At 63.3% G+C, this 19774-nt stretch carries 19 protein-coding genes and 4 tRNA genes; 15 read left to right on the top strand and 8 right to left on the bottom strand.

What is annotated here, in order from left to right; all coding sequences use genetic code 11:
• The first annotated feature begins 106 nt into the window (after positions 1-106).
• Both flgM and HOP58_RS06570 read left to right on the top strand, forming a co-directional pair.
• The gene (gene flgM / locus HOP58_RS06575) at positions 107-388 is read left to right on the top strand and encodes a flagellar biosynthesis anti-sigma factor FlgM (RefSeq protein ID WP_234259867.1); all 282 of its coding nucleotides are present in this window, start codon (positions 107-109) and stop codon (positions 386-388) included.
• Positions 385-834: a flagellar protein FlgN gene (locus HOP58_RS06570; RefSeq protein ID WP_234259866.1), complete on the top strand. Its 450-nt coding sequence runs from the start codon at positions 385-387 to the stop codon at positions 832-834. The genes flgM and HOP58_RS06570 overlap by 4 nt, the downstream gene beginning before the upstream one ends.
• Before the next feature lie 137 nt (positions 835-971).
• On the opposite strand, the gene HOP58_RS06565 is transcribed toward HOP58_RS06570, so the two are convergent.
• On the bottom strand, positions 972-2981 hold the full coding sequence (locus HOP58_RS06565; RefSeq protein ID WP_234259865.1) for a diguanylate cyclase: 2010 nt from the start codon (positions 2979-2981) through the stop codon (positions 972-974).
• Positions 2982-3249: 268 nt separating this feature from the next.
• Between HOP58_RS06565 and HOP58_RS06560 the strand changes: the two genes are divergently transcribed.
• Positions 3250-4995: a diguanylate cyclase gene (locus HOP58_RS06560; protein WP_234259864.1), complete on the top strand. Its 1746-nt coding sequence runs from the start codon at positions 3250-3252 to the stop codon at positions 4993-4995.
• 22 nt (positions 4996-5017) lie between these two features.
• On the opposite strand, the gene HOP58_RS06555 is transcribed toward HOP58_RS06560, so the two are convergent.
• From HOP58_RS06555 to HOP58_RS06545, 3 genes are all read right to left on the bottom strand, one after another.
• Complete coding sequence (locus HOP58_RS06555) at positions 5018-6424, bottom strand: amidase (protein ID WP_010628996.1); 1407 nt, start codon at positions 6422-6424, stop codon at positions 5018-5020.
• Positions 6425-6509: 85 nt separating this feature from the next.
• Positions 6510-7472: an SDR family oxidoreductase gene (locus tag HOP58_RS06550; RefSeq protein WP_234259863.1), complete on the bottom strand. Its 963-nt coding sequence runs from the start codon at positions 7470-7472 to the stop codon at positions 6510-6512.
• A 294-nt stretch (positions 7473-7766) separates the two neighbouring features.
• Positions 7767-7842 (bottom strand) — tRNA-Ala (locus HOP58_RS06545).
• 251 nt (positions 7843-8093) lie between these two features.
• Between HOP58_RS06545 and uvrY the strand changes: the two genes are divergently transcribed.
• From uvrY to nadB, 7 genes are all read left to right on the top strand, one after another.
• On the top strand, positions 8094-8747 hold the full coding sequence (gene uvrY, locus HOP58_RS06540; protein ID WP_234246787.1) for a UvrY/SirA/GacA family response regulator transcription factor: 654 nt from the start codon (positions 8094-8096) through the stop codon (positions 8745-8747).
• Positions 8748-8771: 24 nt separating this feature from the next.
• A complete protein-coding gene (gene uvrC, locus HOP58_RS06535; RefSeq protein WP_103968259.1) occupies positions 8772-10586 on the top strand; it encodes an excinuclease ABC subunit UvrC in 1815 nt (604 codons plus the stop codon).
• Positions 10587-10653: 67 nt separating this feature from the next.
• Positions 10654-11202 (top strand): CDP-diacylglycerol--glycerol-3-phosphate 3-phosphatidyltransferase, encoded by a 549-nt coding sequence (gene pgsA, locus HOP58_RS06530; RefSeq protein ID WP_086508806.1) that lies wholly within the window; start codon positions 10654-10656, stop codon positions 11200-11202.
• 71 nt (positions 11203-11273) lie between these two features.
• Positions 11274-11348: transfer RNA gene (locus HOP58_RS06525), tRNA-Gly, on the top strand.
• Positions 11349-11449: 101 nt separating this feature from the next.
• Positions 11450-11523 (top strand) — tRNA-Cys (locus HOP58_RS06520).
• A 40-nt stretch (positions 11524-11563) separates the two neighbouring features.
• Positions 11564-11650, top strand: a tRNA-Leu gene (locus HOP58_RS06515).
• A gap of 88 nt (positions 11651-11738) precedes the next feature.
• Positions 11739-13337, top strand: coding sequence for an L-aspartate oxidase (gene nadB / locus HOP58_RS06510; RefSeq protein WP_234259862.1), 1599 nt, complete (start codon positions 11739-11741; stop codon positions 13335-13337).
• A 31-nt stretch (positions 13338-13368) separates the two neighbouring features.
• Here the strand turns inward: nadB and HOP58_RS06505 are convergent, their stop codons facing one another.
• Both HOP58_RS06505 and HOP58_RS06500 read right to left on the bottom strand, forming a co-directional pair.
• Positions 13369-13761, bottom strand: a complete 393-nt coding sequence (locus HOP58_RS06505; protein WP_191224684.1) for a hypothetical protein — start codon at positions 13759-13761, stop codon at positions 13369-13371.
• Complete coding sequence (locus tag HOP58_RS06500; RefSeq protein WP_191224683.1) at positions 13721-14014, bottom strand: succinate dehydrogenase assembly factor 2; 294 nt, start codon at positions 14012-14014, stop codon at positions 13721-13723. Before HOP58_RS06500 ends, HOP58_RS06505 begins: the two co-directional genes overlap by 41 nt.
• Positions 14015-14217: 203 nt before the next feature.
• On the opposite strand from HOP58_RS06500, the gene HOP58_RS06495 reads away from it, so the two are divergent.
• From HOP58_RS06495 to lapB, 3 genes are read left to right on the top strand one after another with little or no spacing between them, the layout of a single operon-like run.
• Positions 14218-14514, top strand: a complete 297-nt coding sequence (locus HOP58_RS06495; RefSeq protein WP_086508802.1) for an integration host factor subunit beta — start codon at positions 14218-14220, stop codon at positions 14512-14514.
• A gap of 27 nt (positions 14515-14541) precedes the next feature.
• Positions 14542-14847, top strand: a complete 306-nt coding sequence (locus HOP58_RS06490; RefSeq protein WP_086508801.1) for a LapA family protein — start codon at positions 14542-14544, stop codon at positions 14845-14847.
• Position 14848: 1 nt separating this feature from the next.
• On the top strand, positions 14849-16036 hold the full coding sequence (lapB, locus tag HOP58_RS06485; RefSeq protein WP_234259861.1) for a lipopolysaccharide assembly protein LapB: 1188 nt from the start codon (positions 14849-14851) through the stop codon (positions 16034-16036).
• Positions 16037-16047: 11 nt separating this feature from the next.
• Here lapB and pyrF read toward each other — a convergent pair whose 3' ends face one another.
• Positions 16048-16749 carry an orotidine-5'-phosphate decarboxylase gene (gene pyrF / locus HOP58_RS06480; RefSeq protein ID WP_103968256.1) on the bottom strand — a complete coding sequence of 234 codons (702 nt, stop codon included), beginning with the start codon at positions 16747-16749 and terminating at the stop codon, positions 16048-16050.
• A gap of 196 nt (positions 16750-16945) precedes the next feature.
• Here pyrF and cfa point away from each other — a divergent pair, with 196 nt between their 5' ends.
• On the top strand, positions 16946-18097 hold the full coding sequence (gene cfa / locus HOP58_RS06475) for a cyclopropane fatty acyl phospholipid synthase (RefSeq protein WP_234259860.1): 1152 nt from the start codon (positions 16946-16948) through the stop codon (positions 18095-18097).
• Between the two features lie 228 nt (positions 18098-18325).
• Positions 18326-19234 carry a GGDEF domain-containing protein gene (locus HOP58_RS06470; RefSeq protein WP_234259859.1) on the top strand — a complete coding sequence of 303 codons (909 nt, stop codon included), beginning with the start codon at positions 18326-18328 and terminating at the stop codon, positions 19232-19234.
• Positions 19235-19240: 6 nt separating this feature from the next.
• Here the strand turns inward: HOP58_RS06470 and HOP58_RS06465 are convergent, their stop codons facing one another.
• Positions 19241-19675 (bottom strand): hypothetical protein, encoded by a 435-nt coding sequence (locus HOP58_RS06465; protein WP_234259858.1) that lies wholly within the window; start codon positions 19673-19675, stop codon positions 19241-19243.
• Positions 19676-19774: the final 99 nt, after the last annotated feature.

The following is a 19774-nucleotide window of genomic DNA, read 5'->3' as shown; positions in this document are numbered from 1 at the left end:
CGGGTATGGGCAGCTTCGCCCGGGAAACGCGTGCCGAAAATTAGGCTAAAGTTATTCCTCGCCCTGCCGATAGCAGGTAAAAGCATTCGGTCATGAGGCCATTAACGTGAAGATCAACAACCAGAATCCCCTGACTCGCCCGACCCAGACACAACCGCGCGAGGAAGCTCAACCGGTCAAGGGCGCTACCCCCTCGGGGCAGCAGGACCCCGGTCCTTCGGCTGCCACGCATCTGAGTCAGAAGACTACCGACGCCTCCCGCGATATCGACAAGGCGCGTGTCGAGGAAATTCGCGAAGCCATCCGCGAGGGTCGTCTGGAGATCCGTGCCGAGCGCATAGCCGATTCGCTGATTGAATCCTTGTCTGCCGAGAGTCGCAAGGCATGAGTCTGGCCAAGCTTCTGATGGAACAGCAGCAGCGTCTGAGCGAGTTCACCGAACTGCTCATGCGCGAACGAGCACTACTGGCCAGCGCCGATATCGAAAGCGAGACCCTCGCCGAAGTTGCCCAGCGCAAGCAAGCGCTGCTGGCCCGCCTGGAAGCGAGCGAAAAGCTACGCCAAGGCGTTCAGCACCGTCTGGGCTATGCCGATGGTGCCGCGGGCGCCCATCAGGCAGCGCTGGATGCAGGCTGCGAAGAGGCTTGGATGCAGACGCTGGAAATGACCCGCGAAGCTCAGCGCCTCAATACGCTGAACGGCGAGCTCGTTGCCTTGCGCATGGAGCAGAACACACGCCTGCTCGATTTCATTCATCAGGCCGCAGAGAAAACCGTGTACCGCGCCAGCGGTCGTGTCGCGGCACAGACAGGGCGCATCAACGCCTCGGTCTGATACGCCAGCAGCGGCGACCTCTTCGTCTTCGCAATTTACTTGCCCTTAGCCCCCGTCCGCCCGTGAAACCGCCCACATGTTGCATACGGGCGTCATGCCTGCACATCACCACAGCCTCCTCATCACTACAGGCCACTTCACCACAGGCTATCGATCAGATCGTCGTCCGAGGCGGTGACTACCACGGAGTTGCGACCGTCGGCCTTGGCCTGGTAGCTGGCCCGATCGGCTCGCGCGAACACGGACTCGATAGAGTCGTCGCCCTCCCGAAGTGACGTGACCCCCATACTCAACGTGATGCTGTAGGTCTTGCCGGCGTTGCTGACGGTGACCTCGGAAACGGCGCGCCGCAGCGATTCGGCGATTTCTCCCGCCTGCTTGAGCGTACAGCTGGGTAACAGCACGGCAAACTCATCCCCACCCTGGCGGGCCACATGGTCGCTGCGCCGCACCTCCCACGCCACCACTTGAGCGACGCGTCGCAGCATCTCGTCACCCAGGGCGTGACCGCCTTCGTCATTGATCGGCTTGAAGTGGTCGAGATCGAACAGGATCAGCACGGAGGGGGTGCCAGTCTTGGAGTACTCGGCCAGCGCCTCTTCCAGACGCCGTTCGAACCCGCGCCGATTGAGCAGCCCCGTCAGCGGATCGTGCTCGGCCTCCCAGCGTTGCAGCGCCTCCTGCTGCCGCCGTTCGGTAATGTCCTTGGCCATGCCCACGAAGCCCAGCGGCTGATCATTGCCCAGCACCTGGCTGGCGTGAACCTCGACCCACAGCGTCACGCCGTCGGGGTGCAGGAAGCGCAGCTGCCGTACGAAGTCGCTGCCGGTGGTCAAGGTGTAGCGCCACATGTCCTCGGTGCCACGACGGTCGTCGGGGTGGATTCGCTCCCACCAGTCGCGAGCTTCATGCGTCTCTTCGAGGCCAAGCAGCTCGAGCAGCGCCGGGTTCAGATAATTGAGACGCCCTTCCAGGTCCGCCACGAACATGCCGATGGGCGTCGAGCCGAGTACGGCATCGAGAAAAGCCTGACGATCGCGCAGATGCTCCAGGGCGGCAAGCCGCTCATGCTCCAGACGGTTGAAGCTGCCGGCCACTTGGCGCAGCTCGTGCATGTTGGTCGAGAGCTCGAGATAGCGCCGCTCTCCCGCGCCGACCTGCGCAATCTGCCGCTCCAGACGATGCAGGGGCCTTAGCAGCCGCCTAACCAACCAGCGCATGGTAATCAGCATCAAGATGGCTAGAACCAGCCAGGCCCACCACAAGCGTGCCAGAAAGTCGCCCAGCGGCTCTTGAACCTGGGCTTGAGGAATGGCTACCTTGACGATCCAGTTTGCCGGCCAAATCTGGCGATAGGCCATCAGCATCGCAATGCCCTCCCCGCTCGACCCAATGGCTTCCCCCTGCCAGCCATCCAGCGCCTTCTGCAAAGTGTCGGTGTCGCTCGCCAATGACCGACCAGACGCCGATGCCCGGACGCGACGGGGATGAAAAAGCGCTTCACCGGCGGCAGTGAAGACCGATACATAGCCGGCATCGCCCAGCCGAATCTCCTCGAGGCGGCGAAAAAGACCACCATGGGTGAGGTTGATCATCCCCCCTACCACGCCATTGAAGGCGCCTTGTTCGTCGAAGCGAGGTACCAGCATCAACACCAGAGAGTCACCGCTGGCCCGGCCGGTGAACGGCTGACTCACATAGGGCCAGGGCGAATGGCGCAGCATGCGGAAATACTCCGTCGTTGCGGTTTCCAGCCCTGAGCGACCCGGCACGATGGGCCAATCGGCCACGACACGCCCATCGGCATCGGCGACCATCAGCCCCTCGAACCATTCCAGCAATACCTGGGCGTTCTCCAGCCGTGCCGGCACCTCGTTTGCCGCTACATTACGCAACCCCTGCTCGAGCCGCTCCAAGGCACGCAGCCTGCGCTCGACCTCCTCGGAGAGATCGTTGGCAATCAGCTGCGATTCGTAACGCAGATGCGCCAGATTGGCATCGTCGACGAGCCCCTTGCCGAACTGCCAGGCCAGCAGCAGAACCAGACCAACGATGACTAACCAGGTCATGGCCAGGCCCGCCAGCAGACGCCCCTGCAGCGAGCAGATCGAGCGAGCCAGAACCCCGATACGCGCCGGTACGTGCAAGTATATGTCCTCAGTCAAGGTGGATGGCGCCTGCCGTGCCGATCAGACAGGTTGTGCCGCCTTCCCCTGGCAGCCCCGCGTATTGGGAAGCAGATTTCTATTTCTCTCTTATCGGCACATCCAAAGCGAATTTGAGCCTTGAGGGAAGATCGAACAATGTTACCCAATGACGCATTTTCCCTCTCAACGGAAGGCCTCACGCCCTCAAGTTCAGTCCCATGAGGACGATATAACTCCAAAGCAGGAACACATTGGTGACAACACATAAATGAACCATCACGGTAACCGCCCACCGGGCAAACAGGCCAAGCCCTTAGCCCAGCACCCCGCCCGGCTGGTGAAGGATGCCTTCGAGCAGAGCCAGACCGGCATGGTCATCACCGATGCCGACGGGCGCATCACGATGGTCAACGACGCCTTCTGCCGTATCGCCGGCAGCGACAGAGCAGAGACGACCGGCTGGCCGATCGAGCATTTTTTCGTTTCCCTGCGCCCATTTTCGCGCCTCCCCACCTCGGGAGACAGCGCCCAGGCCACGGCACTCTCCTGGCAACAGGAAGTACTGTGCCGTCAGAGCGACGGCGAGTCGGTACCGGTTCTGATGCTGGTCGACACTCTGCTCGACGAACGAAGCAACCCGCGCGGCCGCCTCTACTCTTTCGTGCGCCTCACTACGCCGAGTGGCGAGCTGCTGGACGATCACCACTGGATACACATCGACCCGATGACCGGTCTGCCCAACTGGTTGCTGCTACGGGATCGCCTCGACCACGCTCTGGCCCAGGCGGAGCGTGTCGACACTACGCTCGCCCTGCTATTCATCGATATCGACCGCTTCAAGGCGATCAATGATGCGGTGGGGCATATCGAAGGGGACCGCATACTGGGCGAGATCGCCCGACGGCTGCAGCAAGAGGTACGCAGCAAGGACACCCTAGCCCGACTCGGCAGCGACCAATTCGTGGTGCTACTGGAGAAGGACGGTACCGCCGAGGCAGCCCAGGTCGTGGCGGAGCGACTGCAGGAGGCCCTGGAGCCACCTTTCACCAGCGAGGATCGATACCTGCTGCTGACCTCTTCGATCGGCGTAGCGCTGTACCCTGGCGATGCAGAGGATGTCGAGACACTGATCCAGGCTGCGCGTAGCGCCATGTTCATGGCTCGCAAGAAGGGACCCGGGCGACTGGCCTTCGTCGACCACCGCCTGACCTCACGCCTGAAAGAGAAGTACCGGCTCGAGAGTCAGTTGAGCGAAGCCATCCACCTGCCGGACCGGCATTTCGCGCTGCACTACCAGCCCGAGTTCGATCGCAACTCGCTGCGCTGTACCGGCCTGGAAGCCATGCTGCACTGGAAGCATCCCGAACGCTGGCAACAATCACCAAACCATTACCTCGACGTGATTGCACGGCTGGGGCTCGGTGTTCGCCTCAACCGCTGGATGATCCAGGCGGTCATCGCCGACCATCGCCAGTGGAGCGACGACGCTTCGCCCCTGGCCCAACTGCCGATCTCTCTGCACCTGTGCGAGGCACACCTGGCGCAGGACACCTTCGATAGTCGTCCCCTGGACCATTTCCTGAGGCATCTGGACACGACGTCATTCGATTGGCTGACCCTCAAGGTGCCCGCCCAGGGGCTGGGCAACGACCTGGACATGGCCGCCCACATGCTCAAGCGGCTCGAACAGCTGGGCATCCGCCTTGCCGTCGAGGAGCTCGGCAGCACCCCGGTGGATATTGCCTGGCTGTCGCGGCTGCCCTTTCACAAAGCGACCGTCGACGCACGGCTGGCACGCGCGCATCGCGATGGAAGACGCTTGGTCGAGGCATCATGCCGCATGCTCAACTCCCTCGGCATTGAGCCTGTGATCGTCGGCGTCGATGACGAAACGGTAGCGACCGACATGGAAGCCACCTCCGCTCGCCTGGTCCAGGGCGACCTGTACTGCCCCGCCATGAGCGCCAAAGCGTTGTCAGCATGGCTCACCGAACACCAGCCTCCCGAGGAGTGACACGTCACTCCTCGGATCGCTCTCACACCTGCTTCGGCCGCTCGGGAAAGGTGGGTGGGTAGGCCGCCAGGTAAGCCTGGCTGACGCGCAGCACGCGTGCGTCGTCATGCTTGCCACCGGCCAACTGGAAACCGACCGGCAGACCATCCGGCGTGAAGCCGCAGGGAATGGAAGCGGCCGGCTGCTGGCTGAGATTGAAGGGATAGGAGAACGGCGCCCACTCCGCCCAGTCGCGCATGCCGCTGCCCGGCGGCACATCGTGATGAAGGGGGAAGGGGCGCACTGCCACCGAAGGTGTCATCACCAGGTGATAGCGCTGGTTGAAGTGCTCGAGCCCCTCCGTCAGCCGCGCCCGATCCCTGAGCGCATAGAACATGTCAAGTGCACTGAGCCGTTCCGCCCGCTTCGCATCCGATACCAGGCCACTGTCCAGCAGCCGTCGCTGGCGTTCACTGTGCTCGCGATAGACGGCAAGCGAAGCGGTGAACCAAAGAGTATTGAAGATGCGGATAGGCAACTCGAAGCCGGGATCGACCTCCTCCACCACAGCCCCTAGCGCTTCCAGACGATGGGCGGCCTGACGCACGCACTCGGCGACCTCCGGCTCCACCCGGGCATAGCCCAGGGTAGGCGAAAAGGCGATGCGCATGCCCTCGATGTCCTGACCCAGCTCCTCCCCCCAATCGGCAGGCTGACCGCGTAGGGCGTAGGGATCGCGATAATCGTAGCGCCCCATCACGTTCAGCATGCGCACCGCATCGGCCACGGTTCGCGTCAGCGGCCCAAGGTGGGAGAGCGTCGGCTCTTTGGACCGAGGCCACTCCGGCACCCAGCCGAAGGTGGGCTTGAAGCCGAACACGCCGGTAAACGAGGCGGGTATGCGGATCGAGCCGCCCGAATCGCCTCCCTGGTGAAGCACGCCCATGTTGAGCGCCGCAGCGACAGCGGCGCCACCGGACGAGCCCCCCGGCGTCAGCCGCGTATCCCACGGATTGGCGGTGGCCCCGAAGACACGATTGTCGGTGATGGCCTTCCACCCGAACTCCGGCGTATTGGTCTTGCCCAGAATCACCGCACCGGCCTCGCGGAGCATGCGGGCCGGCGGCGAGTCCTGCTCGCAGGGGGCGTCCGACACCGTCAACGACCCTTTGCGCGCCGGCAAACCGATCGATTCGGTCAAATCCTTCAACGACACGGGAATACCGTCTAACGCGCTCAGCGGCCGCCCTGCCTGCCAGCGCTTGCTCGACGCCTCGGCAGCGGCTTCGGCGCCTTCCCGGTCGACCAGTACATAGGCATTGACAGCTTCGTTGAAGCGCTCGATGCGCTCCAGCGCCGCGCGTGTCGCTTCCAACGGCGACGCCTTGCCACTCTCGAACAGCTCTCTCAGCTGGCCAGCATCCATGGCACCCAGATCGGTATCGCTCACAAGAACCTCCTTTTTTCCAGTGAGACACTACTGATTGTGGAAAACAGGTGGCCACCAGCGCAACCACACGGCAACAGCAACGCCTTCAGCGCTTCCCTGCCAACCAGCGCCCCACCATCAGGGCGGCAGTGGCCGAAGCCGCTACCAGAACACCCTGGCGCAGCCTCGATGAGCGATAGCCGCCGTCGATCCGACGCTCCCCCCCGGGTGGCTGGAACAGATTGCCCGAAGAGCGGGGAATTGGTCTGGCACGACGCACCGAGCCATCGACCAGCGCGGCATTGAGAATGCTGTAGCCTGGTACGAAGCGCGCAAGCAGCGAGAGTATCGCGGGCAAGCCGACGTAGGCGCTGTGGCGCGGACGCCTGGCCAGCCCCACGATGGCCTTCGCCGTGCGCCGGGGATCGTAGACCGGGGGCACCGGTTTGATAGCACGGCCGGTAAAGTTGCCACCGTCACGGAACCCCGGCGTGTCCATGACGGAAGGATAGACGTTGCAGACGTGCAGCTCGGGCCACTGCCGGAGTTCGCCACGCAGGCTGTCGGCAAAGGCCCGCAGGCCGAACTTGGCGGCACTGTAGGAAGCGGCATAGGGCTGCGGCGCCCAGCCACCCAACGAGATATTGTTGATCAGGATGCCGCGGCCCTGGCGCTTGAAGTGTGGTAGCACCGCATGAGCACCGCGCAACCCGCCCAGCAAGTCGGTCTGCACCACCTGCTCGTGGACGTCGAGCGGCACCTCCTCGAACGGTCCCAGCGCGCCGACCCCAGCGTTGTTGACCCAAATATCGATGCGACCGGCCAGGTCGACGGCACTCTCCGCCAGACGGGCCATGTCGTCGCTGTTGCTGACGTCGGCCACGACGATACGCGCCTGACCGCCCAGGCGATGACACGTCTCGGCAACGTCGTGAAGGGCGTGACGATCACGCCCGGCCAGGAACAGCGCCGCCCCACAGCGGGCAAACTCGTAGGCCGTCGCCCGACCTATACCGCTGGAAGCCCCTGTCAGCACGACTACTGAATTGCGCAAGTCTCGCAGCTGCATTCCATTTCCTCCCTGAAGACGAATAGCCTGTGAGCCACAACGTCCGGACATGCCGGGACGCAGGCCCACCCTGCCCTCAACGTAGTCAATACCGAAAGAAACCGACGAATCGCCAAGGGCCGCAGCGACGAACACGACAAAGCACCGACCTCGGAACGAAGGCCTGCTGGACAAGACTGTAAGAAACACCCCTCCGCCATGGTCGAGGGTATAGGAGAGTTTTCGGAAGTTTTTCGGGCACATGAAAAAGCCGCCTGGCGCGATGCGCCAAGCGGCTGATTCGTAAAAGCTTGTTGGTGGAGCCTAGCGGGATCGAACCGCTGACCTCAACACTGCCAGTGTTGCGCTCTCCCAGCTGAGCTAAGGCCCCACGTGCACTCGCCTTGCGAGAACGAGGCAAATCTTACTCGCCACACGCAGCTTCGTCAATACCTGAACATTGATGACGGCCTTCGTTGAGAAATACCATGGAAAGCGGATACTCATTCAATTTCCCTTGTCGGGCGAGTATGGCAAGCTTGCCCAGGACTACGTGGGTTCACTCGATAGCATCGCGGAATCCGATCACGAGCCTGCGGCCCCTGCCTGGCGGCAGCCGCCGTAATGACGAGGAATGTCAGCTTGATCAAGGTGCTCATTGTCGATGACCATCACCTGGTTCGTACCAGCCTCGCTCGCCTGCTGGAGAACGAAGAAGACATAGAAGTGCTGGGCGAAGCCGCCAGCGGCGAAGAAGCCGTCACGCTGTGCCGCACGCTCGAGCCGGACGTGGTACTGATGGACTTGCGCATGCCTGGCATCGGTGGGCTCGAGGCCACACACAAGATCATGCGCAACAATGAAGACGTACGCATTCTGGCCCTGACCGGCTTCATGGAGGACAATTTCGCTCAGCGCATGCTCGAAGCCGGTGCCGGGGGATTCATCAGCAAGGATACCCAGGTGGAGGACATGGTCGAGGCCATTCGCAGCGTATTTGCCGGCCACCGCTACATCAGCCCCGACATCGCTCAGCGGCTGGTGCTGTCACGCTTCGATTCCGAGGAAAATCCGTTCGACAAGCTCTCCCAGCGCGAGCTTCAGGTCGCCATGATGATCGTCAACTGCCAGCGGGTCTCGGAGATCTCCGATCGGCTGTTCCTCAGCCCCAAGACCGTCAACACCTATCGCTACCGGATCTTTGAGAAGCTCGGCGTCGAAACCGACGTGGAGCTGACGCACCTGGGACTGAAGCACGGCCTGGTAGAGGGGTTCGACACCACTCCCTCCAACTGAGCAGGCGTCTGGTATGCTAGCAGCATGAGCTTCGATTCACGCCAGTTCCTCGCCAACCTCACCCAGTCGCCGGGCATCTACCGCATGCTGGACGAGCATGGCGATACGCTCTACGTAGGCAAGGCCAAGCGCCTGAAGGCCCGCTTGGCCAGTTACTTCCGCGGCGCGCTCAATGCCAAGACCCAGGCCATGGTGTCGCGCATCGCCGATGTGCAAGTGACGGTCACGCGCAGCGAAATCGAGGCGCTGCTGCTCGAGCAGACCCTGATCAAGGAGCTGCGTCCGCCATATAACATCCTGCTGCGCGACGACAAGTCATACCCCTTCGTCTTCGTCACCGATCGCCATCCGTTTCCGGCGCTCGAATACAAACGAGCCCGTCGGCGCCATGAGGATGGCCGTTACCTCGGCCCCTATCCCAGCAGTGGCGCCGTGCGCGAAAGCCTGTCGCTGATGCAGAAGATCTTTCGCATCCGCAACTGCGAAGACAGTGTCTTTGCCCATCGTACGCGGCCCTGCCTGCAGTATCAGATCCAGCGCTGCAGCGCGCCCTGCGTGGGCTATATCGGTGAAGTCGATTACCGTCGCGACCTGGAGCACGCGGTGATGTGCCTCGAAGGGCGCAGCGAGCAGGTCACCCAGGAGCTGACCGAGGCCATGGAGACAGCCAGCCGCAATCTGGCCTTCGAAGACGCGGCCCGCCTGCGCGACCAGATCCAGCACCTGCGCCAGCTACAGCACCGCCAGTTCGTCGACACCGAAGGCGGCGACGCCGACATCTTCGCCCTGGCCGAACGCGAAGGAGCGCTGTGCATCTCCGTATTGGCGGTTCGTCAGGGGCGGCTACTGGGCGCTCGCCATCACGCGCCGGACAATGGCCTGGGGCTCGATCCCGCTGAGCTGCTGGGCGAATTCGTCAGTCAGTACTACCTGGGCCAGGGACGCGAGATACCGCGCGAGGTGATCGGCAGCCTACCGCTGCCCGACAGCGATATCCTGGAAAGTGCGCTGAGCAGTCGCGCCGAGCGGCGCGTACGGGTCACCCACAGGGTGCGCGGCCACCGCAGCCAGTGGCTGGAGCTGGCCAGAACCAATGCCGAACAGCAACTCGGCAGCCGCCTGGCCAGCCAGGGCGAACTCGAGCGACGTTTCCATTCACTGCAGACCGCGCTGGGACTCCCCGCCCCGCCGGAGCGGCTCGAATGCTTCGACATCAGCCACAGCCACGGCGAGGCCACCGTGGCCTCCTGCGTGGTATTCGACCGCAACGGACCACGCAAGTCCGATTACCGTCGCTTCAACATTGAGGGAGAAACCGCGGGCGACGACTACGCCGCCATGCGTCAGGCGCTCGGCAGGCGCTTTCGGCGTCTTGCCGAAGGCGAAGGCATCGCCCCGGACATCCTGCTGCTGGACGGCGGCAAGGGGCAGCTCAACCTGGCCCGCGAGGTCCTTGCCGAGCTGGGAGTCGGCAACATCCTGCTGCTCGGCGTGGCCAAAGGCACCACCCGCAAGGCCGGCCTCGAGACACTGTTCATCGAAACCATCGATCGCACACTCGACCTACCGGCATCCTCACCTGCGCTGCACCTGATTCAACACGTGCGCGACGAAGCCCACCGCTTTGCCATCACCGGACACCGCAACCGCCGTGACAAGGCCCGCCGCAGCTCCGCCCTGGAAGGCATTGCCGGTATCGGCCCCAAACGCCGACGCGAACTGCTGCGCTTCTTCGGCGGGCTGCAGGGGGTCAAGCAGGCCAGCCGCGAGGAGTTGGCCCGGGTTCCCGGCATCAGCGCCGCACTGGCCGAAGCGATTCATCGCTCCTTGCATGGATGATGACGCCCGGTACAGATAGAATGGGGCCTCTTCGGCTTTCCTGACCTTAGGCAAGGACCTCTCGTCAATGAACATCCCCAACATCCTGACGCTGGCAAGAATCGCCTTCATCCCGCTGCTGGTGGTGTTCTTCTACCTCCCCTACTCCTGGAGCATGCCGGTGGCGGCCGCCCTGTTCGCCCTGGCTTCCGTGACCGACTGGCTAGACGGCTACCTGGCCCGCCGCTGGGATCAGTCCACCCCGTTCGGCGCCTTTCTCGATCCGGTAGCGGACAAGCTGATGGTGGCCGTGGCCCTGGCGCTGCTGATCGAGCGCTTCGACAGTATCTGGCTGACCTTGCCGGCGCTGGTCATCATCGGCCGTGAGATCGTGATTTCGGCACTGCGCGAATGGATGGCCGAAATGGGCAAGCGCGGCAAAGTGGCCGTCTCCTGGCTGGGCAAGGTCAAGACCACATTGCAGATGGTCGCCCTGCTGCTGCTGCTGGCCTTTGCCCCCGGCACCCAGCTCTCGTTGCTGGGTGTCTTGACCCTGCATGCGGCCGCCATCATGACGCTCTGGTCGATGGTGATGTACCTGCGCGCCGCCTGGCCTCATCTATCCCGTGCCATGTAGCCTGACACCACCGAACGCCAACAAGTGATTGACACTAAGCGGCTTATCCGTATAATTCGCTCTCGAGTCGAGCGGGAATAGCTCAGTGGTAGAGCATCGCCTTGCCAAGGCGAGGGTCGGGAGTTCGAATCTCCTTTCCCGCTCCAATCTCTTGCGAGCCAAGCTCCAGGAGAGGCGGTATCGAGAGAGTCGTGAGCCGGCACGCCGGTCCGATCGATCTCCTTGCCGCGCCAATACGACTCCCAGAGGCTGGATGGCAGAGTGGTTATGCAGCGGACTGCAACTCCGTGTACGCCGGTTCGATTCCGACTCCAGCCTCCATTTCTTGTCCCCTTTCAGCTGCCTGCTCGAAAACCGTGCCGCCCGGATGGCGAAATTGGTAGACGCAAGAGACTTAAAATCTCTCGGTGGCAACACCGTGCCGGTTCGAGCCCGGCTCCGGGCACCAGGCTCTTCGCTATCCCGCTCTCATCCCTGTAACCTCAGGCACCTTTGAGCCAAGCTGGCTGATGCAACAGGCTTCAGCGAGAACCCGCATGGCCCCAAGCATACTGGCTCGTAGCGAACATGACATCCTGGTCATCGGCGGCGGTGTCGCCGGCCTGACCCTCGCCCTGCATGCCGCCGAGACGCGTCGCGTCACGCTGGTGCGCCCCGCCAGCGATGATCAGGGCGCCAGCCGCTGGGCTCAGGGCGGCATTGCCGCAGTGCTCTCCCCCCAGGACGACTTCGATGCCCACGTAGCGGATACGCTGGTAGCCGGCGACGGCCTGTGTGACGAGCGGGCCGTGCGCTTCACCGTCGAGCAAGGCCCGGGAGCCATCGAATGGCTGCTGTCGCTCGGCGTTCCCTTCACCCGCGACGACAGCCCCACGGCTAGCTACCCTTACCACCTGACCCGCGAAGGCGGACACGGCACGCGACGTATCATCCACGCCGAGGACGCCACCGGACGTGCCGTGCTGGATACCCTGAAGCGCCATGCCGAGGCGCATGCCGCCATCACGATCCGCGACGACCTGGTGGCCATCGATCTGCTGTCGGACACCGAGAGCCGCTGCCGCGGCGCACGCTGCCTGGACGAGCAAGGCCGGCTGCAGGAACTGGTGGCCAACGACACCGTACTGGCCACCGGCGGCGCCAGCGGCATCTATCGCCATGCCACCAGCCCGCACCCTGCCAGCGGCGAAGGCATGCTGATGGCGGCCGAACTGGGCGCCGAGCTGATGAACCTCGAGTTCCAGCAGTTCCATCCCACCTGCCTCTACGATCCGGAGGGCCCGCCCTTTCTGATCAGTGAGGCGGTGCGCGGCGAAGGCGGGCGACTCTACAGCACCGACGGACGCCGCTTCATGCCGGAACTCGACCCCCGCGCCGAACTGGCACCGCGCGACATCGTCGCCCGCGCCATCGATGCCGAGATGCAACGCACCGGCTCACCCCATGTCTGGCTGGACGTGACACACCTGGGCGAAGCGGCCATCCGCCATCACTTCCCCACCATTCACGCCCACTGCCTGAGTCGCGGCCTGGACATCACCCGCCAGCCGATTCCCGTGGTGCCCGCCGCCCACTACAGCTGCGGCGGCATTGCCACCGACCTGGACGGATGCTCCAGCGTGCCGCATCTGTATGCCATCGGGGAAGTGGCCTGCACGGGTCTGCACGGCGCCAACCGCATGGCCAGCAATTCGCTGCTGGAATGTCTGGTCTTTGCCCGCAGCTGCGCTGCAAGGCTGGCACACGCCGAGGCACCTGCCCTGGCGTCTCCAACGCCTGCGCCCTCGGGAAGTGAGCCGATAGACGCGGAACGTGTTCAGCAATGGCGTATTCGCATGCGCAGCGTCATGAGCCAGCATGTGGCAATAGTGCGCCGCGACGAGGGGCTCGATGCCGCCGCCGGCGAACTGGACTCACTGATGCACGAAGTGCGAAACGTCATCGCCAATGCCGCTCCCAGCACGGCGCTGGCAAGTCTGTGGCATGCGCTCAGGCTGGCCCGCTTGACCGTCAAGGCGGCGCGCATGCGTCGCGAATCCCGCGGGCTGCACTACAACCCGGATTGCCCGGACCACGCCAAAACCGGCCTGACACCACAACCGTCGCGGCTGCATCTGCAAGACTTGTCCCTCTGACGGGCGCCATCCTGCCGGCGCCCGACGCGTGTCATCGGGCCAGGGCGCGGCGCAGCTGACGCAACGCATCGCCGGGCGCACTGTCGGGCCACAGCCATGCCTTGCGTCCATTGAGTTCCAGGGCAATCAGCCAAGGGCCGAGATAATCGCAAGTCAACCTGACCGGCACCGCCTCGGCGGCCGACTCGGGCTGCCATGTCCAACGCCAGTTGCCGGCCGCTTCCGGATGCATGTGCAAGACGCCACGCACCTGCCCGCGCCAGAGCCACCAAGCCAGTGGCAATAGCCACCCCACGGCCGGCACCGCCAGCCAGCTCGGCCCGAAGTGGAGCACGACCCCGGTGACCAGCACGGCCAGCAGGAACTGGCAACACCACCCCAGTCTAGATGGGGCGATGCGGATCGTTGTCGGCGTTCTCGGCATGTTGCTGTATCAGCGTCACGATGCGCTGAAACTCCGGGGCGGGCGGCTCACGCCTCATCAGCCAGGCGAACAGATCCTGATCTTCCCCTTCGATCAAGGCTCGGTAGGCAGCCTGGTCGTCGCTGCCCAACTGGTCGTAGCAGTGCTCGAGGAAGGGAATCAGCAGCAGGTCGAGCTCCCACATTCCGCGCCGTGAATGCCAGTAGAGCCGCTTGCGCAAGGCTGCGGCATCGGGGGTGTTCGCTTCGCTCAACGTCGGCCTCGATGGTCTGAAAGAGTGGGCAACCAGTATACCGGACCCTCGAAAATACGGCAGCGCCTACCCTCAGAATGTGCGATTTCCTTGACCATGGTCGTAGTGCGTTGTTTTATCACGATTTGAGCAGTATGCTGAGGGTTAGAATAAGAATGCCGCCCAGTCCCACCGGACCGGGAATCGCCTGGAGAGATGACCCGATGACCAAATCCGAATTGATCGAGCAGATCGCCATGCGACAGCCCGAGCTTTCGATCAAGGAAGTCGAATCTGCGGTTCGCCTGATCCTCGATGACATCACCGACACCCTGGCCGAAGGCGGACGTGTCGAAATCAGGGGGTTCGGCAGTTTTTCCTTGCATTATCGAGAGCCGCGGGTAGGTCGTAACCCCAAGACCGGCGAGCCGGTCGCGCTGGAGGGCAAGTTCGTGCCACACTTCAAGCCTGGCAAGGAGCTTCGCGAGCAGGTCAATGCCAGCCGCGCCCTCGGCTATTAATCTTTCGAACTTACAAGGGATAGACACATGCGTTGGCTCAAAGGCCTGATCGTGGCCATCATTCTGCTGGCGGTCCTGCTTGTCGGCATCCTCTTTGCCGTCAACAACCAGCAGACGGTACCGCTGAATCTGATCTGGCTGGAGCTACCGGCAGTATCGCTCTCCGTCTGGCTCCTGGCCGCCCTGGTCAGCGGCGTCGTGCTGGGAATGCTGGCGATGACGGGAGTCTGGCTGCGGCTGCGCACTGCACTCTCCCGCGCCCAGCGGCTGAACCGTCAGCAGCGCAAGGAACTCGACCGGCTTCGCGTTCAGGAGCTCAAGGAACTGCCCTAAAATGCCCGATGCCCTGCTGCTTGCCCTGCTGGTGGCCGCCGTTGCCATCGGCTGGTGGCTAGGCCGACGCGAGCGCCAGGGTAACCGCGATCCCGCGCCGCCGAACACGCTGTCGCGGGATTACTTCGTCGGCCTGAACTACCTGCTCAACGAGCAGCCCGACCGCGCCATCGAGACCTTCGTCAGCGCTCTCGAGGTAAACAGCGAAACCGTCGACACCCATATCACCCTGGGCAACCTCTTTCGCACCCGGGGCGAGGCCGACCGTGCCGTCAAGATTCACCAGAACCTGCTGGCCCGCCCCACCCTGACCGCCCTGCAAAGCGATCAGGTGCAGCTCGAACTCTCTCGCGACTTCCTGCACCTTGGGCTGTTCGACCGCAGCGAGCGCCTGCTCCAGCAGCTGATCCGCGATACCAGCCATGACGACATTCGACATGCCGCCAAGCGCCTGCTTGCAGATCTGTTCGATCGTGAAGGCGAATGGCAGGCCGCCTTCGACGTCGCTTATCCCAACTTGATTCGCCAGCACGATGACGTGCGCCGCGCCGCAGCCCACTGGTTATGCGAAATGGCCGATCAGGAGCGCCACTCGGCTAGTCCGGGCCTGGCCCGCAAGCATCTGCGCCGCGCGCTCTCCATCGACCCACGCTGCGTACGCGCCAATCTGCTGTTGTCGGCCCTTGCCCAGGATACCGGTCACTATCGCGAGGCCATTCGCATACTCATGCGCATCCCCGATCAGGATCTGGACATGATGCCGATCGTGCTCGAGCCGCTGCACCATGCCTATCGCATGCTCGACGACGAGTCCGGCCTGGTATCTTGCCTCGAGGAGCTGCTGGAGCGCGCCCACGTCACCAGCCTGATCATTCTGCTGGCAGAAACCCAGCGCAAGAGGCTCGGCCTGCAGGTGGCCATCGACCTGGTCAGCGAACAGCTCAACCGTGCCCCCAGCCTGGGTGCGCTCGATTACCTGCTGGATCTCTATCAGCATCAGCAGCAGGAGCGTGGTGCGCCCGACAACCGGCTGCAGTTGCTCAAGCAGCACACCCATGCCCTGCTGGCGGTTCGTCCACGCCACCGCTGCCAACGCTGCGGCTTCGCCGGCCAGCCGCTGCATTGGCAGTGCCCCAGCTGTCGCAGTTGGGGCACCACTCGCCCCATCACCGGCATCGAGGGGGAGTGAGCGCCCGGGCCTCAGCCTGCCGCCAGTTCCTGCTCGATGGCCTGCAGCGCCGCCATGGGGTCCTGCGCCTGAGTGATCGGCCGACCGATCACCAGGTGCGTGCTTCCCGCCGCCATGGCCTCGGCCGGAGTCATCACGCGGCGCTGATCGCCATGCTCGGCACTGCGTGGCCTGATGCCTGGCGTCACCTTGAGAAAATCGGTGCCACACAGCTGCCGCAGCCTGGTCGATTCCTGAGCCGAGCAGACCACGCCATCCAGGCCGCACTCGCGGGTCAGCAGGGCCAGACGCTCGACGTGTTCCGCCGCCGGCGCGGCAACGCCAACCTCGGCGAGATCCTCACCCGTCATGCTGGTCAGCACCGTCACCGCGATCAGATGCGTCCCGAGGCCGTGGCGGTCGAGCCGCTCACGCGCCGCCTCCATCATGCGCCGCCCACCGCTGGCATGCACGTTGACCATCCACACGCCCTGCTCGGCAGCGGCCTGCACGGCCCCGGCAACGGTGTTGGGAATGTCGTGGAACTTCAGATCGAGAAAAAGCTGAAAGCCACGCCCGTGGAGCGCCTCGATGATCTCCGGGCCGCTGCGGGTGAACAGCTCCTTGCCGACCTTGAGGCGACAGCGCGCAGGGTCGAGCCGGTCGGCCAGACACAGGGCGGCATCGAGGGAAGAGTGATCGAGGGCGATGATCAGCGGTGAATCACAGGACACGTTACAGCACTCCGACGACGAGTTGAGCGGCGATTATACCAGCCTGGAAGCGTTAACCCTTCTTGGCCGCGTGGGCTATCTTCTGAACTATGCTCTTGCCTAATGCAGGCCCTTGCGATTGCACGGCAAATCCTGCCATGTGGCGATTCAGGTGACGACAACGACCAAGCCCTAAATCGATGGACCGGAGGAATCCATGACAATCGAACAACGCATTGGTCCCATCTCCCTGCCTGACAACCGTACCCGGCGAATGCTCACTACCCTGCTGGAGGGGTCGGGAGTGACCCTGAACGGCGATGCCCCGTGGGATCCTCAGATCTATCATCCCGACTTTTGCTCGCGCATTTTGCGCCAGGGCTCCCTGGGGCTGGGAGAGTCCTACATGGACGGCTGGTGGGAGTGCGAAAGCCTCGACGAACTGGCCTGCCGCCTGCTCCGACACGGCCTCGGCGAACGCGCCCGTCCAACCACCGATCGCATCATGTACCGGCTGCAGGCGGGGCTGCTCAATCTGCAGAGCAAGGCCCGAGCCTACATGGTCGGCGAAGCCCATTACGATCTCGGCAACGATCTCTTCGAGCGCATGCTCGACCCGACCATGTGCTACTCCTGTGGTTACTGGAAAGAGGCCACCACGCTTCACGAGGCACAGCTCGCCAAGCTCGAACTGGCCTGCCGCAAGCTGGAGCTGCGTCCCGGCATGCACGTGCTGGACATCGGCTGCGGCTGGGGCAGTTTCGCCGAGTATGCGGCCCGCCACCATGATGTTTCCGTCACCGGGATCACCATATCCCGCGAGCAGGCGGAGCTGGCCCGGCAGCGCTGCGTCGGGTTGCCCATCGATATTCGGCTCATGGATTACCGCGAGCTCGATGGCCGCTTCGACCGCATCGTCTCCATCGGCATGTTCGAACATGTCGGCCATCGCAACTACGCCACCTATTTCCAGACCGTGGAGAAGCTACTGACAGACACTGGCCTCTTCCTGCTGCATACCATCGGTTCGAACAGCTCCGAGATCACCGTCGACCCCTGGATCGACCGCTACATCTTCCCCAACGGCGTGCTACCCTCGGCACGGCAGATCGCCGACGCCAGCGAAGGCCTGCTGCTGCTCGAAGACTGGCACAACTTCGGCCCAGACTACGACCGGACGCTGATGGCCTGGCGCGACAATTTCGATGCCCGGTGGCACGAGATAGCCGATCGTTACTCAAAGCGCATCGAGCGCATGTTCCGCTACTATCTGTCGGTATGTGCCGGCGCCTTTCGTGCTCGCGACATACAGCTATGGCAAGTGGTGTTTTCCCGCGCACGCACCGAGCGATACGACGCGCCGCGCTGAGAGAACGGCATGCGGTCACGTATGGCTTACAAAAAGTATGGGCAATTTCTTACAGCTTTAGACAGGTGATTTACTCACTGTTACATCGTATATTAGGCCTTCGCTAAACGGCTCTACCCCGATGCAGGCGCTGGTCGCGCTGCCATCCTACCTGAGGCATTACGCCGAGCCGTTATATAACAACAGCTTGTTTGCAATGTATGCAGCAGGAAAACAAGGGACACCCGCATGCCTTACGACAATGCCATGACGGGTGGGGGGCTGAATGAGCCAATCGGCATGCACGATTTCGCTGAGCGCTTGCCTGGCGTCATCTTTCAGTTTCATCGTGACCCAACCGGTCACATGCACTTCCCCTACCTGGCCGGAAGCGGCACCAGCCTGCCCGGCATCGACCGTCACGCTCTGAGCCAGGATGCGCGTCACATGCTCGACCGCCTGGATGCGGAGGACCACCCGCGGGTCATGGCCGCCATCGAGCGCTCGGCGCGCTGGCGCATTCCCATTGCCACCAAATTCCGCATCCGCCTCTCGGGGCGTCGCTATCGCTGGGTCGCACTGCGCGCCCAGCCTGAGGATTCGGCGACAGGTGTGCTCTGGCATGGCCTGATGATCGATATCACTGAACAGATGGCCGAAGAGGCAAGACTGCGCAAACTCTCGGATACCGACGATCTGACCGGCCTGGCCAATCGTCGGCGCCTGATGTCGCGTCTGGACGAAGAGATCGCCAGGAGCAACCGTCACGGCAGCCCACTGTCGTTGATGCTCATCGATCTGGATCACTTCAAACGAGTCAACGACACCTGGGGGCATCTCCAGGGCGACCAGGTACTCGCCGAATTCGCTACCCTGTGCCATGACCTGCTGCGCGAAGAGGACGTCATCGGTCGCCTGGGCGGCGAGGAGTTCGCCGTGGTCCTACCGCTGACCCCGCTGGTCGCCAGCCGTCCCCTCGCCGAACGCCTGCGCAGCGAGATTGCCGATTATGACTTCGGTATCTCGTCCGGTCAGCTCACCGCCAGCATCGGTCTTGCCGAATACCGCCTGGGAGAGCCGAGAGACGCCTTGATCGAGAGGGCCGACCGCAGTCTCTATGCTGCCAAGCGCCAAGGGCGCAATCGTGTCGTCAGTTGAACGGCGTCAGCTGGTATTGCGTCGCTTTTGCCACCAGTGCATCACGACATGCAGCGGCAGGTAAAGCACGAGTGGCCAGACCAAGGCCAGCAGTAGCAGGTACAGCAGCGGATCGGCCCACTGCTGAGGGGTTCCAAAAGGCCCGTGCACCCAGTTGATGTTGCGCTCGGGCTCGGTGAAGAGATAAGTGAGCGGCAGCAGCAACCAGGTCAGCAGCGTCTGCCACCTCAGGGCTCGAGAGTCGTAGCCCAGCCTCAGCACGGCGTAGCCGGCTACCACCGGCAGAATGAGGTGATAGAGCGACAGCACCCTGGCCAGCCAGGGATGTCCGGGATCGAGCATGTACTCGGTGCCGCCGATCGGGTGTACCCCGGTCAACCAGGCCACGCCGACATCCAGCGTCCAGAAGGCCCCTACCAGCGCCACCGAGAGCCACTGCATCGACAGCAGCAGACGGCTTCAGAAAGCTGGCGACATTGCACAACCAGAAGTAGTTCTGCACGCCTAGCATCACGGCAAAGGCAGGCGCCCAGAACAGGA

The sequence above is a fragment of the Halomonas sp. MCCC 1A11062 genome, assembly GCF_021404355.1.
Lineage (GTDB): Bacteria > Pseudomonadota > Gammaproteobacteria > Pseudomonadales > Halomonadaceae > Halomonas > Halomonas aerodenitrificans.
The sequence above is the reverse complement of the archived record's forward strand: the minus strand, read 5'-3'. Positions and strand labels throughout refer to the sequence as shown.